Source organism: Candidatus Methylacidiphilum fumarolicum, assembly GCF_949774925.1.
Classification (GTDB): Bacteria; Verrucomicrobiota; Verrucomicrobiia; order Methylacidiphilales; family Methylacidiphilaceae; genus Methylacidiphilum; species Methylacidiphilum fumarolicum.
The window spans coordinates 254,361-269,851 of sequence record NZ_OX458932.1; the positions used below are offsets into that span (position 1 = coordinate 254,361).

Genomic DNA, 15,491 nt, shown 5'->3' on the forward strand with positions numbered 1-15,491 from the left:
GCTATGAATTTAAGTCTAAAGAAAGAAGTGGAAAACAGGGGGGATAGGATTGTTTTTGTCGAACAGGATAAGTTTCAAAAGGAGGGAGTCAGTCCGCAGGAATTCGATGGCAAAAAACTTACTGGGCTTTTATGGAGGGAGCCTTGGGGCAGAGTTTTTTATGTGGGAGTAGGCAGTCATCCCTACAGTGGAGAGACGTTTCGAAAGGCCGCTGGCTTTGGCGTCAAATCGCTTTTGAAGATTGGAGCAACAGAGATCTCGATCGATTTTTCAAAGCAACCCGACTTTTTGCCTTTTGTTGCGGCTGTGGTAGAAGGAGCGATTCTGGGTTCCTACCGTTTCGAAGAGTTTAAAGAAGAGAAGGCAAAAAGGAAGAATAAACTCGAGATTTTGAATATTATAAGTGGAGACATTGTAGAATCACACTATCAACAGCTAGAAAAGGAACTGCAGCAAGGGGCGACGCTAGCCGAAGCCGTTAATTATGTCAGAAGCCTAGGCAACATGCCAGCGAATCATGTCAATCCCGAAGTGCTTGCTTTAAAAGCGATGGAGTTAGCGCAGACAAGGCAGGGGCTAAGGGTCGAAGTTTTTGATGGAGAGCGGCTAGAAAAAGAGGGTTTTGGGGGACTAACAAGTGTAGGAAAAGGCTCTGCTAATGAACCACGGCTGATAGTTCTGGATTATCAGCCAGCCAGTCCATTGCAGCCTGTGCTGGTGGTAGGGAAGGCTATAACTTTTGACAGTGGGGGCATATCGATAAAGCCAGGGGAACATATGGACGAGATGAAGTATGACAAAATGGGAGGGTGTGCCGTTTTAGGCATTATGGAAGCGGTTAGTAAGCTAAACCTGCCGATCAGAGTTGTTGGTATATTGGCGGCTGCAGAAAATATGCCTAGTGGTAAAGCTTATAGACCTGGAGATATAATCCGGATCTATGGGGGAAAGACCGTGGAAGTTCTGAACACCGATGCCGAGGGCAGAATCGTGTTAGCAGACGCATTGGCCTACGGCATTGATCGGTTCAACCCAAGGCTTGTATTTGACTTGGCAACTTTAACAGGAGCCTGCATTGTGGCCCTTGGTAAACAGAAAGCAGGACTTTTTAGCAATAGAAAAGAGTTAGCTGATTTTCTGTGGAAAAACAGTGCGGACTATGGGGATCCTTTATGGCCACTTCCGCTGGGAGAAGAGTTTGATGAGGCCATTACTAGTGATGTAGCATTGGTTAAAAACGTGGGAGGGAGGGAAGGAGGAGCCTGTACGGCCGCTGCCTTTTTACAAAAATGGATTGGAGATATTCCATGGGTGCATTTGGATATAGCTGGGCCGGCGTGGATCACTAAAGAATTGCCCTATTTAGAAAAAGGGGCTACGGGCTTTGGAGTCAGATTGATATGCCGGTACCTACTCGAACAGTTAAAAGGAAAAGCTCCATAAAGGAAAAATGGCATGTCTGGTTCTCTGCGCCATTGGTTCTATAGCCTCACGATCTTTTGCTCTATTTGTCTTGCGTTTTCTTCTCTATTTTGTGCGTCACGACAACTGGTGACTGTTCCCTTGGCGCAAGGTCAGATTAAGAAAGCCTACGATCTCTACATCGCATCGAATGGGGAGATATATCTTATTTTTGCGCGGGAAGCTAAAAAGCCTTTTGCAGGCGCTTCCTATCTATGGAAGATCGTTTTGGCCAAATGGGATAAGAACGGCAGAGAGCTTTGGGAAAAACCTGTGGCTGATTGTTATGGCATGGACAACCGGTTTTCGCTCTTTTCAGGGGATTCTAAAGAAATATTTATTAGGGGCGTTATCGAAAACAAGTTTATCTTGTGGAAATTTGGAGCGCAAGGAGAAGAGCAATGGAAAATAGAGAGTCAAGCGGTCTTCTCGCTACCAGAAAGAATAGCGATCGGTGATGGAGCAGGAGGAGCGTATGTCGTTGTTCCAACTCCCCTAATCCTTTCTTTGGATAAAAAGAGTGTCAGTCCGTTGGATATCATCCATTATGCAGCGAATGGAAAGGTCATAGACAGTTTTCCCCTTGCTTTTGGGAAAAGCCCTGAAAATAGCTGGTTGCCTTCTGGTCCTGAGACGCTTGATACCTTGGAGGGAATCTGCTCTGCGTCTCCCCAGGAACTTTTGCTTTATGGCTATTCTGCTGGATTTGGACCATATGCTGGCAATGTTGGTCACACCATGGACTATGGATGGTTAAGTGCTCCGCTTATAGTAACTCATGTCCATATTTTTCTTAGGAAATGTGACACTAGAGGCAGAACCTTATGGAATGTATTGATTCCTGGAAATTGGAACAATCTAGTGGCTTCGGTTTTTGCTGGGAAAAAGGGGGAGCTTACCGTCTGTGGGGTATCTGGCAGTTTTTCCTGTCCAGAGGAAGAAGGACGATCCCCTAGGGATCTGTATAGCCTTCAGACCTTTGTTTTTCGCTACTCTTCTAGGGGAGAGCGGCTTTGGTGTAAACAATTTGGTTCTGGTGTGTCTCTCAGTCCTGTTGCGGTAGAGTCTGATAGTCAAGGCAACTGCTATGTGTTGGGAGAAATCAAAGAGGTCTATCCCCAGCAAGCTCCTTCTAGGCAAAAGCCAAAAAGGGTTTTCTTTGCCTCTTTAAGTTCAAGCGGAGATTTTTTATGGATAAAAACATTTGGTAGTGCAGTAAGTACGCCTTTTCCATGCCTTAGAATAGAAGATGGTTCAGGAGTAGTGGCTTTTGGTTTAAAAACGGCCCGGTTTGATACTGCCCAAAGCCCACAAGAGGATGTCTGGGTGCTACGGTTTATGCCAGGTTCGTAAGATGTTTAATGGCAACTAGATTGTGGGAATGATCTATTTTTTCTCTAGAAAAGGGACTAAAAAGTTGAAGAAAGCTTGAACTTTGTCATTGAAAAATATTGAAAATGGGTTTAGATGAGCTTTGAGTAGATTAGAAAAAGGGAGCAATATAGTATTTTTGTGTATGCAGATGGGAAGAAACCTTGGAAGGAATAAAAAGAAGAAAGAGAGGAGCATTCATTAGTTATGATTAAGCATCGTTTGACTCTACCTTTGCAGAGCAAAGGCAATGTTGGGAAATCCACGCAGGCATCCTTACAGATTTTCTGGATGAATGCAAGAAATGTAGCCTGGCAGGCTTATGATCTAGATAATGATAATCAAACCCTATCGCGAGCCATACCCGAATCAAGATTAGTAACGTTATCTGAGGAGCCTGAAGCAGACTTTTTAAAAATATTTCGATCGATCCCTGAAAAATCCGTGACGGTCCTAGATCCCCAAGCTCATTTTTATAGAGTGTTGTTGCATTCGTTCGATTTTGCCCATTTTTTAGATTGGAGTAAGGAATCGGGGATTCGGACGACGGTCTTTCTCTTTCCCGTTGATGACTTGAGTGTCATGGACGAACTGGCAGAGATTGTCGAAAAGTTTGGGGATAATGTCGATTACCTGGTGATAAAAAATAGGGCTAAAGCACCAAAAACGCGGATGTTTGATGGCAGTCAGCTAGAAAAAGAACTGGCGACATTAGGTGCAGCTACCTTGGAATTACCTGCCCTCCTCTCTGATACCCGCAATTATCTGTCTCTGCTTGAAATCGAATTACAAAGACCCTTAAATCTTTTAGAGATTATATCGGATAAAAAAATCAAGATGGATCTTTTCCATCGGGTGATACTGGAAGATTGGATAAAAAAGATCTTCGAACAGTACGATCGGCTAGCTTCCTATTTGCTGCCTGATGAAGAGGCAAGGCGAGTGATGGAAAACTGGAAGAAACCTTCCTTGGAAAACAAAGAATTTACACAAAAATCCAGGGGTTCTAAGGTTAATTTATCGAATCTTCAATGAAACCTTTCAAAACAACTTGGTCTGTTCCTCCCAAACCTTCCTTTGCTTTTCCGACACAGAAAGGTTCGATCCCCGTTGGAAAAGAGCTTAAAACGCCGGTAGAACAGCCAATTGCTAATGAACAAAAACCCAATGCCACTCCTCTTCCTGTAAATGGCCAGTCCGAGAGCTTATCGGATCCTCATAGGTATTGGAAAGCAGCAATTTCTAGACTACCCCCTGAAAAAAGGGAGCTTGCATGGGAATGGTACATGGAGCATTGTCAGGGGGAGAAGCCTTTGGATACCCTTCCTGGTCTTTTGCTTTTGCTAGAAGCCAATGCGGCTTATTTAGATACGATCCCTAAGGAAGTTAGCCGCTTACTTCAATCCTTGCCTACGCAAACATCGACAAAGGATGAAGAAAACAGGGAGGCAATGAAAAACTTTATTGCCTATCTAGAAAATTATCAAAAACAGATTGAAGAAATTATTCATACGCTTGCGGATAGTCATCAAGAAATCACGAAAATAGTGGTTGAAGAAAGCAAGAAAAGCAAGAGTCCTTCCAATCAGGATGAACTACTCAAAAGGTTATTGAGCATCGTTGAGACGTTGGAGAAAAAAAAGCATCTTTTGAGAATCTGGGCAGTCTGGTTCCTCTTGGGTATAGGTTTTTTAGGTGGAGCCTCTCTATTTTTCCTTCTTAAGATTGTTTTCCCGAAAATTTTTTGAAGCGGTCCCTATAGGCTAAGTTTGCTAATAATTCTGTCCCGAAAAACTTACTTGGGACTTGCTTATGCCTGCCCCACGTTCATTCTTTGCGTCTTGGTTTTGTGCCGAGTTGTCTCGGGACTGCTAAGCCCGTTTCGTTCTCCAGGGTAGCAGACTAGAATTAGCATGTCATCTTAACTATCACCCAAAGACACAAGAAAATTCTTTCTCTTGTAGTTTAGTCCGCTTGCTTTCCATCCTCCAGCCGTTCGGCTACCGTTTTGCCTTGGGCAAGAGAAACTTTCTAGCGCTTCCCACTGGTCCTTCAGAGCCCCCCTTTTGTCCGGTGCTACAGACTTTTGTGTAGGCGCTCGTGCGGTGCTCTCAACATCTTTCGCTACTGCGTGCTTACGCTCCGACCGGTCAGTACGCCAAACTTCTTCAGCGAATATAGGTTTGTCTTGCCTTTTTATAATTAGATTGGCAGGGCAATAGCATTAACAATTCATTAGTCTTTTAACTTTAAGGGGCGGTCGAAAACCAGAAAGGGGCCAAGGGCAGAAAAAAGTTCTTAAGACTTTTTTCTAAATTTCAAACACAAAGCCTTCGGTAGCTTCTGCTTTGAGTTTATTTTCTCTTTGTAAGAGTTCCTGCAAGGTCGTTTTGTCTAAAACCGAGGCTATGACATCGCGAGTTTCTTTCATCAAATATCGGATGACACAGGTTTTTTCATCCAAGCAATCCTCACAGGGCGCGTATGCCGACTGGCTAACGCAGCGAACTGGCGCAATGGGTCCATCGATGAGCCGAATTACTGAGCCTATCGAAATCTTTTCTGGGGAATACTCCAGAGCATAGCCCCCACCTTTGCCTCTGCGACTACTTAAAAGCCCGTTATTCTTGAGTTCTAGAAGAATAGATTCCAGAAATTTTTTTGGTATCTTCTCTTTTTCTGCTATTTCTTGGATCAAGATCGTTCCTCTTGCCTGTTCTCTTGCTAGAAAAAGCAGGGCCCGCAGCGCATATTTACTACGTTTCGTTAAAAACATACTCTAATGATAAAATTATCTTATACTATATTCTCTAGAAAATAAATAGGGATATAAAATTTTCTATTCGTTTTTGTATTCTTCGAGCAAAGGCAACTCCTCCATCATGTAATTTTTGGGTGGTTCTATCCATGTATTATTCGATAGCACTTCTTTACGGATAAGGAACAGTTGCAAGGATTTGTTTTCTTGCGTCCAATAGGTTTCCACTGGAATTCCTAAGTTTTTAGGCAGGGAACTCCATAAATCTAAGGCTTTAGGAGGCCAGGCATACTCTCCCAAGAGAAAAGAAAGGATTTGGCAGACTTTCCTTAATGTGCCAATGCTTTGATCCCAATTTTGGATTTCGGAGTCTGAAAAAGAGCCTAGCCAACAGACAGATTGCGCCTCCGTATTTTTCGCAATCCATTGGGAAAGTTCTCCATAGGGGGAGCTGCGGGTTAGGGAGCTTTTATCCCATGGAATTTGGGGAGGAGGATTAAAAGGTTCATATCTGCCATAATGAGTAGTCAGTGGGGGATTTAGAATATCTTCTATACTCTGTTCGATAGGATCAGTAAAAGGATCACTTTTGATTTTATAGCTACTTTCTTTTGTTTTTTGAACGGCTTTTTGAATTTGTGGCCAGGAAAACTTCCAGTATCTTCCATCTCTGTGCTCTATGCCAAGAAAGGAATCTTCCCGTTCGTTATAAATAATAGAAAAAAGGTCCTTAGGCCGATCGATTCGAAAATAGGGAGGTTGAATCTTTATGGAAAGCTCCTCTTTTGTTTTCCCATCAATGAAAAGAAAGGTATAAGAAAAAGTGTTGGAAGTACTTTGAGAAAAAAGAGTGTAAGTCCATAAAAGGGTGAAAGCGAGAGAAATAAGCAAAAGAGGTCTTTTCAATTGCAAGACTCCAGTTCCTTATAGCAAAGTCTTGGTGTCTTCTTTTTTAAGAAAAGGGCTTGAGCGCGGACCAAGAAGAAAGGTTCCTATTCTAATCATTGTGGCTCCTTCTTCTATTGCCACTTCAAAGTCCTGACTCATTCCCATAGAGAGAATTGGCAAACGAAGATTGGTGTTGGTTTCTATCTGGTCTCGTAGCTTTCTTAGAAGACTAAAAAAGGGTCTAGCTTTTTCAGGCTCCTTGAGTAAAGGCGCAATGGTCATGAGCCCTAAAAGTTCGAGTCCAGGCAGTTCATTGATGGCCAAACACAAAGCTTGAGCCTGCTCAGGAGTAGTGCCATGCTTAGTGGATTCTCCAGAAGTATTCACCTGCACTAACACTTTCAATGTTTTCCCAATTGCCTTTGCCACATGAGATAGCAAAGTAGCTTCTTCCAAAGAATCAAGCGAGTCAACCCAGTCAAAAAGATGGGCTGTCAGTTTTATTTTGTTTTTCTGAAGATGCCCTATAAAATGCCAAATCCCTTTTTCACCGATTATCTCTTTTTTAATGCGAGCTTCTTGCACCCGATTTTCTCCAATATGAAGGATCCCCTGCTTGAGCAGCGTTTCAATAATTTCAGGACCAAATCCTTTAGTAACGGCTACCACCGTAATCGCATCAGCTCTTCTGCCACTCTTTTGGGCAGCCTTTTCTATTTTTTCTTGAAGTTTTTCTAACCGTTCTTGTATTGCAGAAGCAGAAAAAGAAAAATTCATAATTTGACAAATTATTAGTTTTACTTAAAAATTTTTTTTGATGCAAATTGAAACATTGAAAGCTTTTAGAGATCTTGTAGAAAGCCGCAGCTTTAGCAAAGCTGCCCAACTCAACAAGATCAGTCAGTCTGCTGTCAGTCAACAAATCCGTTCTTTGGAGGAACGCTTTGGGGTACCCTTGATTGAAAGGGGAAGCCGGAAAGTTCAGCTGACCAAAGAAGGGGAGATTCTTTATCATGCTTCGAAGGAGATTGTTGACATTTATTTAAAAATAGAGGCGAAGATCTCTGAAATCAAGGCTTCTATTTCAGGGCTTATTCGGGTTTCAGCTATTTATAGTGTGGGGCTGCATGAATTGCCTTATTATTTAAAAAAATTTCTTAAACTCTATCCGGAAGTCAATGTGCGAGTGGAATATCGGCATTCCCGTCAGGTCTATCAAGATATAGCCGAAGGCCACAGCGATATTGGCATTGTGGCCTATCCATCGCCTAGGAAGTTGATTAAAATAGAACCATTCCGAAAGGATCGATTGGTAGTGATCTGTAGTCCAAGCCACCGGTTTTCAAATCTTAAAGAAGTAGGGCTCGAAGAAATATCCAAGGAAGGTTTCATCGCCTTTAGTTCAGACATGCCTACACGCAGGGAGCTAGACAAGCTTTTCAGGGATCGTGGCCTTGAGTTTCGTCCTGTAATGGAGTTTGATAACGTGGAAACAGTGAAAAGGGCTGTGGAAATAGATGCGGGGGTTGCTATCGTCCCGATGGCTACCATTACCCAGGAACTCAAAAACGGAACGTTGAGAATGTTAGAGCTTTCTGGTCCTCCCTGTTACCGGCCGATAGGCCTCCTTTATAAATCTGGGAGAATGTTGACTCCCGCCATGAGGAAATTCATAGAACTTCTTCAAAAGGAGGAAATCCCTATAGAGCCAGTGGACGTTTTGAAAATCAAAAATGGGGCACCAGCTTAATGGGCAGTGTTTTGGTTTGATGGGGGAATAGCCCAGGGTCTTTGAAACGTTTGTTTCCTCTAAAAATAGCAACAGGTTTGTCTTTTGGAAGGAATCAACACATTCAGCTCTGCCTATAGTTGAAAAAAATAGGACAGGGAAAAAATAGGCTCATTCCAGCTCAAGCAGGTTGGAACTAGCTTTTAGGAAAATCCGGTTGTATTCAATCTCTAGATAGGTAGATCTTCTGAGCCCCTGTTCGTAAAATTCCAAAAGCCTCATTCCCTCATTAGGTTTGAGAAGGTTTTGCTTGATCGCATAATCCACCTGGCTCTTCATGGCGTTTTCAAGGATTTTAGGTTCATATTGAACCGAACTAAGGGCTTCTCCTATCGTCAGGGCTGGTATCGTTTCTTCAATGTAGAAGCCATCCGGCTCATCAGGATCAATGAACACATGGGCTTCATTGACTCTACCGAAAAGATTGTGCAGATCCCCCATAATATCTTGATAGGCGCCTACAAGAAAGATGCCAAGCAAATAGGGCTTGGAGTCTAAACTATGCAGAGGGATAGAAGACTGGTGTTTTTCTTCGCCAGTCAGAAAAGAGCAAATCTTTCCATCGGAATCGCAGGTAATGTCAACTAGAAAGCCGCGGCTATCTGGTTTTTCATGGAGCATCGTGATAGGAACGACCGGAAAAATTTGACCTAAGCCCCAGTGATCTATCAAGGATTGGAAAACTGAAAAATTGCATAAGTATTGATCGCTTAGCGACTCCCGAAGCTTACGAATTTCTTCGGGCACCTGCTTAGCCCCATTGTAAAGATTGACCACTTCTTTGCATATTTCCCAATACAAGGTCTCAATTTCAGCTTTCGTTTGCAAATCGAGTAGCCCAAGATCAAACATCGACTGAGCGTCCTCTTTGATCTGAAGAGAATCGTGATAGTTCTCTAGCCGATTTTTTTTATTCAGTAAGGCTTTGATCTCCAAAAGATCCTGAACAAGCTTGTGCTTGGATTTGATGCTAATGGACTGTTGGGAAGGTGGTTTGACTTTTTGAATCGAACCGAGGACATCGACAATCAAGACAGAATGATGCGCAACGACCGCTCTCCCACTTTCAGACACAACCGTTGGATGGGGCACTCTTTCCTCATTACAGATTTCTGCGATATTATATACTACATCCCGCGCATATTCCTGAAGCGAATAGTTAATACTGGACTCCGTAGAACGACTGCCGTCATAGTCCACGCCGAGTCCTCCCCCCACATCGATGTACTGAATCGGAAAGCCAAGCTGATAGAGCCTAGCATAATACCTAGCTGCTTCTCTAACGGCTCTTTTAATTGTTAGAATATCGGGGATTTGTGAACCGATATGGAAATGGATGAGCTGCAGACAGTTCGATAGCCCATTTTCTTTCAGTCGCTGGATAACCTGTAGCAGTTCGGCTGTTGTGATCCCAAATTTGGCCTCTTCTCCGCTTGAGTAAGCCCAGTGGCCTCTTCCTTTAGAGGCTAACTGGAGACGGACTCCAATGATAGGATCAACCTTAAACCGGCCCATGGCATCAATGACCAGATCTAGTTCTTCCATTTTTTCAAGCACCTGGACTACTTTTTTCCCAAGTTTCCGTCCCATAAAAATGGCATCCACAAAAAGCTTGTCCTTGAATCCGTTACAAATGAGCAAAGCTTCTGGATCCTTCAGCATGGCCAAGGCAGCGAATAATTCAGCTTTACTCCCAGCTTCCAGTCCATGATGAAATGGCAGTCCTGCATCGATAATCTCTTCGATGACTTCGCGGAGCTGGTTAACTTTTATTGGGAAGACTGCCCGGTATTTGCCTTTGTATCCAGCCTCTTCGATCGCTTCATTAAATGCTTGGTTAAGGTTCAGGACTCGGTGGCGTAATAGATCTTGGAAGCGGAGTAGGAGGGGAAAATTTAATTTTCTGGTAAAGGCTTGCTGGACCACCTTGTACAAGTCTAATTCCGGGCCTGCATCCTGCACGGGTCTCACACAAATGTTCCCTTCTTTGTTGATAGAAAAGTAGCCTGCTCCCCATCTAGGTATCTGATAGGTATTGAGAGCTTGACTGATTTCCCATGCGTTCTTCGCTTGCATTACCGTGGAACTCACAATATAAAATTAGAAAAATAATTCGCAAAGATTGTCTAATATTTTTTATTTTTTTTCTTTCAATCCCTTGCAAAGTGTTCAAAACCGGATTAAGAAAAGAATGTGAGAAATGATGTTATTCCTATTGAGGTTAAAGGGATTTTACCAAGTAGCCCTAATGGATATGCTATATTTTTAGGAAACGAAGAGAAGGTTTTTGTTATAAACGTTGATAGCTATGTTGGCCGGGCAATTGCCATGGCGATTAGAGGAGAAAGAAACGAAAGGCCTCTAACGCATGAACTCATGGCCATGATTTTTGACTCTTTTTCGATCAATGTCGAAAGGGTCGTTATTAACGAATTAAGGAGTAATACCTATTTTGCCAGGCTCCTTTTGCGTGCCGAAAATGAGGTCCATAAAAAAATCATTGAAATCGATGCCAGGCCCAGTGATTGCCTGACCTTAGCATTGCAGTATAAATGTCCAATTTATGTTGCCGAAGATGTTTGGGAAGAAGTCGAGGATATGTCTGAACTTCTTGAAAAGATGAGAGAAGTCCAAAGAAAACAGCAACAGGAACCTCCTGAAGAACCTCCCTTCTTCGGTGAAGAATCTAAATAAGTACGGATAGTTTTTAGAGAATTCCTGGCGATGGAATCAACCAAAGCGGTCTATTGTTTTGGTTAATAGCGACTTGAGAGCAAAGGAGGAGAGGGGGGGGACGCGGCTTCCTAGCTTTGGCTTGAGCTCCCAAAAAAACCTTTTTAGAGCGGCTTTTTTATTTTGTCTTATTTTTTGCTTTCCCTATGCCTTTTATCAAACCATAGGCTAAACACAAGCTAAGGATGCTGCAGAAACTATAGAATGGGGAAATTTCTAACCAGGGTTTTAGGAGGAGTTCTATTCCCATCAGGACCAACAACAGGGCAGAGAGCGTATTAAAAGAAAGAAAGGTTTTGGCTGTTCTTTCTACTAGAAAGTAGAGGGAACGCAAACCAAACACACCACAAATATTACCACTGATGAGAAGAAGAGGATCAGTAGTAATAGCAAAGGAAGCGGGGACAGAGTCTAAAGCAAAAAGGATATCAGTGGTTTCAATTGCAAGGAAGGTGAGGGCAAGAGAACCAAAACCTATCCTGGCACCGTCTTTGAAAAGAAATTTAGTTTTTTCAGCTGGCTCATAGACAAAAGGCCCAAAGAAAAATTTTTTATCATACCCAAGGAGCCGAGGCGGCTTATCTTTTTGAGGCCGAGCAAGCCGATAGGCTGCAAAAAAAAGAAAAAGCCCAAACAGAGGAAAGATCATAGCCCATCTGCTGGCAACAAAAAGACCAAAGACAATGAGCAGGATACGAAGAAATAGGGCTGAAAAGATCCCGAGGCTAAGCAGTTTGTGGCGAAAGGATTCAGCTGTTTGCGAAAATTCGAAAATGACATGAAAAAGGATTAGATTATCGATGCTAAGGAGATATTCGATCCAGAAATACCGCAAAAAAACCAAAGGCCTTTTCAATCCCCTTGCTTATGCCAAGCCATAACCCAAGAAAAAGAATGAAAAACACCCACAGTAGAGAATGTAGCGTACTTTCCCGTAGGGACCCAGTCGAAAGAAAGGAACCAAAAACTTGAGCAATAAGTCCTAAGAGCAGTAAAGAGAAAAAAAGAATATAAAATAGATCCACAAGAAAACATTAAACCTACATCACCGTTTGTTGATTAAAAAAGGAGTTCTGGTATTTTGCCAAGGACGCTAAACAATACAGTTTTTTCAATGCCCCATGCTTTTTTGTTTCTTCCATACACAACAAAGAAAACCACTCATGCATTCTTCTAACAGTTGACAGGGAAAAGACAAAGCGAAAAATTATAATGCGCAGTCAAAATGCTCGCTCAAGCAGAAAAAAACTATAGGCATGGACTAATATTTTTATCCCTCTACCTACCGCCTATATGAATATGAAAAAAAAACGTAGCTCTTTTTTCTCTTTTGTTTGTGGAAAGCCTTCTTCTTCAGTACAGAACCTTTTTTATAGGTTCCAAAGAGATAGGCTTTTTAGATAAAAGGGAGTAGATATGATAGAAATTTTTGATCCTTCCATAATGCAAAGCTTAGCGACCCAGTGGAAAAAAGAGGGGCAGCCAGTTTGTCTTGTCCCGACTATGGGGGCTTTGCATAAAGGGCATATTGCATTGATTCAGGAAGCTAAGAAACAAGCAGGCCTAACGGTTGTAAGTATTTATGTAAATCCCACGCAATTTCTTCCCACCGAAGACTTTGCCATCTACCCAAGAAATTATCCCATGGATAAACAAATTTGTGCGGAGAATGGAGTCGATGTTCTGTTTGCCCCAAAGGGACTTTATTCTGAGGATCATTCTAGCTGGATAGTCGAAGAGGATATTTCCAATGGCCGTTGCAGCAAAACAAGGCCAGGCCATTTTAGGGGGGTGGCCACAGTACTCATGAAACTTTTTTGGCTGATCCATCCCACTAAGGCTATTTTTGGATGGAAGGATGCCCAGCAACTTGAACTGGTGCGTCGAATCGTGAGGGATTTTTATGTACCAATAGAAATTATTGGAGTCGAGACAGTGAGAGAAGAAAATGGGTTGGCCTGTAGTTCAAGGAATGCCTATCTGACTGAAGAGCAGAAAAAGATCGCTTCCCTTTTCCCAAGGATATTAAAAGAAGCATCCATGATGGCGGAGCCAGAGGCTTGGGCACGGAGGGAACTGGAGAAAATTTCTTGTTTTACAGTCGATTATGTGGAAAAAGTAAACGGCAGGTTGTGTGGAGCCATTTGGATAGATAAAATAAGATTGATAGATAACTTCCCATGCGCACGCTAAGCATACTGTTCTTGTTCATTCTCTTTTTAGGTCTTCCGTTGACCAATGCCCAAGAGTGGCATCTATCGACTTTTGGTAAAAGCCAATATGTGCCCTTAGAAGATTTTTGTCACTTTTATCATTTCCCTGAGTTGCCTTATAGCCCAGGGACAGAAGTTCATCTTTCGAATGGGTTGGTGACCTTGGATTTTAAACCAAACTCTTCGGTCGTTTTCATTGATGGGGTCAAGCATTGGCTTTCTTTTCCGATTATTGAAAGGGGAGCCGAGATATGGATTTCTAGAACGGACCTTTCCTGCTTGTTTGATCCAATCTTGCGGCCAGAGAGGATTTCTAAGAGTCGACTCTATCGTGGGGTGGTCATTGATCCTGGGCACGGAGGATCGGATAAGGGGGCGACTTCCAGAAGGGGAACAGAAAAAAATTATGCGCTGGATACGGCCCGGAGGCTTGCGGCCATTTTGAAAGCTAGAGGAATCCCAGTGGTCATGACGCGAAATGAGGATGTTTTTGTGCCTCTCGATCAGAGGGTACGGATGGCAGCTTATTATCCTGATTATATATTCATAAGTATTCATTATAATCAGGCCTATGGCGGTGGACATGGTCTGGAAACCTACGCGCTTTCTCCTCGTGGCTCCCCCTCTACGAATAGCGGCAGGCTCTATCTGACCGATTACATCGCTAGTCCGGGTAATCAAACAGATCCGCTCAATATCCTCTTAGCTCATGATATCCACAGTCAGATCATCCGACTGCATCCTGCAGATCCAGACATGGACAGAGGACTCAAGAGAGCAAGGTTTAAGGTTCTTAGAGAAAATGTGCTGCCTAGCGTGTTGATCGAAGGCGGATTTCTTTCTAATGCTATTGAGTCTTCACTAGTGGATCATGCTATTTACCGCCAAAAATTAGCGGAAGCGATCGCTCGGGGCGTCCTATTGTTTTTCAATCAGATACATTCGCAAGGAAAGAAGAGTCGACCCAACACCTTGGCCTCTGATGGTTCGGGCCCTTAACGAGCAGTTATTGCTGGAAGCTTTTCTGATAGACGGATGACAAGTTCCTATTGGAAAAATACATAAGAAAAACTTATATTTTATTGATTTTGGAAAGATCCATGCGCCATTCCTTTTTAAGCAAGCTACTGGGAAAATTTGAAAGAGTTGGACCGCATGAAATTCAGAATGTCTTTCTGCGGTTGGTTAAGGAAAAGGGTTTTCTGGAAGCCATCTTTAATTCCCTGCAAGAAGGGGTTGTGGTTTTGGACAATCGGGGAAAAATCCAGTATGCCAATATGGCTCTCCAGCGACTATTTGGCGTTAATCCTGAAGAAGTGCTTGGCAAAGAAATAAAACAGTGTGTGCCACTCATCGATTGGCCTGAGCTGATTGCTTTAGAAAAGATGGTCAGTCGTGATTTCCAGGTTTTTTATCCAGAACCGCGGTATCTGAATCTTTCGTTAATCCCTCTGGAAGAAATGGGGAATAAGAATGCGGCTTTTATAGCTATTTTTTATGATATTACGGCAAGTAGGGAGAAGACCTTAGAGGTGATTGAAACCGAAAAACTTAATCTTTTAACTATGCTTGCTGCCGGTGTGGCTCACGAATTGGGGAATCCTATCAATGCCTTAAGCATTCATTTTCAGTTACTCGAAAAAAGGTTCAAAAAGCTTCTTCAGAAAACTGAGGAAAAAGGGGAGAAGGAAATAGAAAATTCCTTTGCCGCTATTCGTTCAGAACTACGCAGGCTGGATGGGATTATCAACCAATTTTTGAAGGCGATCCGGCCTTCTCCTCCCAAATTAAGACTTCTTTCTGTCAATCAGCTGATTAAACAGACCGTGGAATTTCTTTCTCCTGAATTTCAAAACTTGGATATTTTACTGGAATTGCATCTTGACCGGGGGCTTCCTCTGCTACGGGCGGATAAAAACCAGCTCAAACAGGCTTTTTATAATATCCTTAAGAATGGGATAGAAGCGGTTGGCAAAAACGGTATCATTAAAATCAGCACTCATTATGATGATTCCTTTCTTACCATCTCTTTTCAAGATAATGGTGGAGGCATCCCACAAGAAGTAATGAGTCAGGTTTTTAAGCCTTATTTTACAACGAAAGCTTCAGGAACAGGTTTAGGGCTACTCATTGTTCGGAGGATTATCCGGGATCATGGCGGTGAAGTGCAAATAGAAAGCGAAAATGGAAAAGGGACAACTGTAAAAATTCTCCTTCCTCGTGCCGAGCGGCTCGTCAGGCTGCTACCAATGGCCCAAGAAAAAAGTTAACCAAACGC

General features: G+C 42.8%; 15 protein-coding genes. 9 read left to right on the forward strand and 6 right to left on the reverse strand.

Annotation, left to right across the window (positions count from 1 at the left end):
• Positions 1-3: 3 nt before the first annotated feature.
• The 4 genes from QOL44_RS01150 to QOL44_RS01165 all read left to right on the forward strand — a co-directional run bounded on the left by QOL44_RS01150 (position 4) and on the right by QOL44_RS01165 (position 4,580).
• On the forward strand, positions 4-1,443 hold the full coding sequence (locus tag QOL44_RS01150; RefSeq protein ID WP_009061525.1) for a leucyl aminopeptidase: 1,440 nt from the start codon (positions 4-6) through the stop codon (positions 1,441-1,443).
• 12 nt (positions 1,444-1,455) lie between these two features.
• A complete protein-coding gene (locus tag QOL44_RS01155) occupies positions 1,456-2,814 on the forward strand; it encodes a hypothetical protein (protein WP_009061523.1) in 1,359 nt (452 codons plus the stop codon).
• A 225-nt stretch (positions 2,815-3,039) separates the two neighbouring features.
• The gene (locus tag QOL44_RS01160) at positions 3,040-3,867 is read left to right on the forward strand and encodes a P-loop NTPase family protein (protein ID WP_009061521.1); all 828 of its coding nucleotides are present in this window, start codon (positions 3,040-3,042) and stop codon (positions 3,865-3,867) included.
• Positions 3,864-4,580, forward strand: a complete 717-nt coding sequence (locus QOL44_RS01165; protein ID WP_009061518.1) for a hypothetical protein — start codon at positions 3,864-3,866, stop codon at positions 4,578-4,580. The genes QOL44_RS01160 and QOL44_RS01165 overlap by 4 nt, the downstream gene beginning before the upstream one ends.
• A 563-nt stretch (positions 4,581-5,143) precedes the next feature.
• Here QOL44_RS01165 and QOL44_RS01170 read toward each other — a convergent pair.
• From QOL44_RS01170 to QOL44_RS01180, 3 genes are all read right to left on the reverse strand, one after another.
• Entirely contained in the window at positions 5,144-5,608 is a 465-nt protein-coding gene (locus QOL44_RS01170; RefSeq protein WP_009061516.1) for an RrF2 family transcriptional regulator, read from the reverse strand.
• Between the two features lie 63 nt (positions 5,609-5,671).
• A complete protein-coding gene (locus QOL44_RS01175; RefSeq protein WP_009061515.1) occupies positions 5,672-6,502 on the reverse strand; it encodes a hypothetical protein in 831 nt (276 codons plus the stop codon).
• Positions 6,503-6,514: 12 nt separating this feature from the next.
• Positions 6,515-7,255 carry a YggS family pyridoxal phosphate-dependent enzyme gene (locus QOL44_RS01180; protein ID WP_009061513.1) on the reverse strand — a complete coding sequence of 247 codons (741 nt, stop codon included), beginning with the start codon at positions 7,253-7,255 and terminating at the stop codon, positions 6,515-6,517.
• Positions 7,256-7,295: 40 nt separating this feature from the next.
• On the opposite strand from QOL44_RS01180, the gene QOL44_RS01185 reads away from it, so the two are divergent.
• Positions 7,296-8,228 (forward strand): LysR family transcriptional regulator, encoded by a 933-nt coding sequence (locus QOL44_RS01185; RefSeq protein WP_009061511.1) that lies wholly within the window; start codon positions 7,296-7,298, stop codon positions 8,226-8,228.
• Between the two features lie 150 nt (positions 8,229-8,378).
• On the opposite strand, the gene speA is transcribed toward QOL44_RS01185, so the two are convergent.
• Positions 8,379-10,343, reverse strand: coding sequence for a biosynthetic arginine decarboxylase (speA, locus tag QOL44_RS01190; RefSeq protein ID WP_009061510.1), 1,965 nt, complete (start codon positions 10,341-10,343; stop codon positions 8,379-8,381).
• Between the two features lie 117 nt (positions 10,344-10,460).
• Between speA and QOL44_RS01195 the strand changes: the two genes are divergently transcribed.
• Positions 10,461-10,961 carry a bifunctional nuclease family protein gene (locus tag QOL44_RS01195; RefSeq protein ID WP_009061508.1) on the forward strand — a complete coding sequence of 167 codons (501 nt, stop codon included), beginning with the start codon at positions 10,461-10,463 and terminating at the stop codon, positions 10,959-10,961.
• Between the two features lie 157 nt (positions 10,962-11,118).
• On the opposite strand, the gene QOL44_RS01200 is transcribed toward QOL44_RS01195, so the two are convergent.
• The gene (locus QOL44_RS01200) at positions 11,119-11,856 is read right to left on the reverse strand and encodes a TerC family protein (protein ID WP_283401189.1); all 738 of its coding nucleotides are present in this window, start codon (positions 11,854-11,856) and stop codon (positions 11,119-11,121) included.
• Positions 11,804-12,025 carry a hypothetical protein gene (locus QOL44_RS01205; RefSeq protein ID WP_283401190.1) on the reverse strand — a complete coding sequence of 74 codons (222 nt, stop codon included), beginning with the start codon at positions 12,023-12,025 and terminating at the stop codon, positions 11,804-11,806. Before QOL44_RS01205 ends, QOL44_RS01200 begins: the two co-directional genes overlap by 53 nt.
• A 391-nt stretch (positions 12,026-12,416) precedes the next feature.
• On the opposite strand from QOL44_RS01205, the gene panC reads away from it, so the two are divergent.
• The 3 genes from panC to QOL44_RS01220 all read left to right on the forward strand — a co-directional run bounded on the left by panC (position 12,417) and on the right by QOL44_RS01220 (position 15,483).
• On the forward strand, positions 12,417-13,193 hold the full coding sequence (gene panC, locus QOL44_RS01210) for a pantoate--beta-alanine ligase (protein WP_009061505.1): 777 nt from the start codon (positions 12,417-12,419) through the stop codon (positions 13,191-13,193).
• Positions 13,181-14,212: an N-acetylmuramoyl-L-alanine amidase family protein gene (locus tag QOL44_RS01215; protein WP_009061503.1), complete on the forward strand. Its 1,032-nt coding sequence runs from the start codon at positions 13,181-13,183 to the stop codon at positions 14,210-14,212. The genes panC and QOL44_RS01215 overlap by 13 nt, the downstream gene beginning before the upstream one ends.
• Positions 14,213-14,313: 101 nt before the next feature.
• Positions 14,314-15,483, forward strand: coding sequence for a two-component system sensor histidine kinase NtrB (locus tag QOL44_RS01220; RefSeq protein WP_009061501.1), 1,170 nt, complete (start codon positions 14,314-14,316; stop codon positions 15,481-15,483).
• Positions 15,484-15,491: the final 8 nt, after the last annotated feature.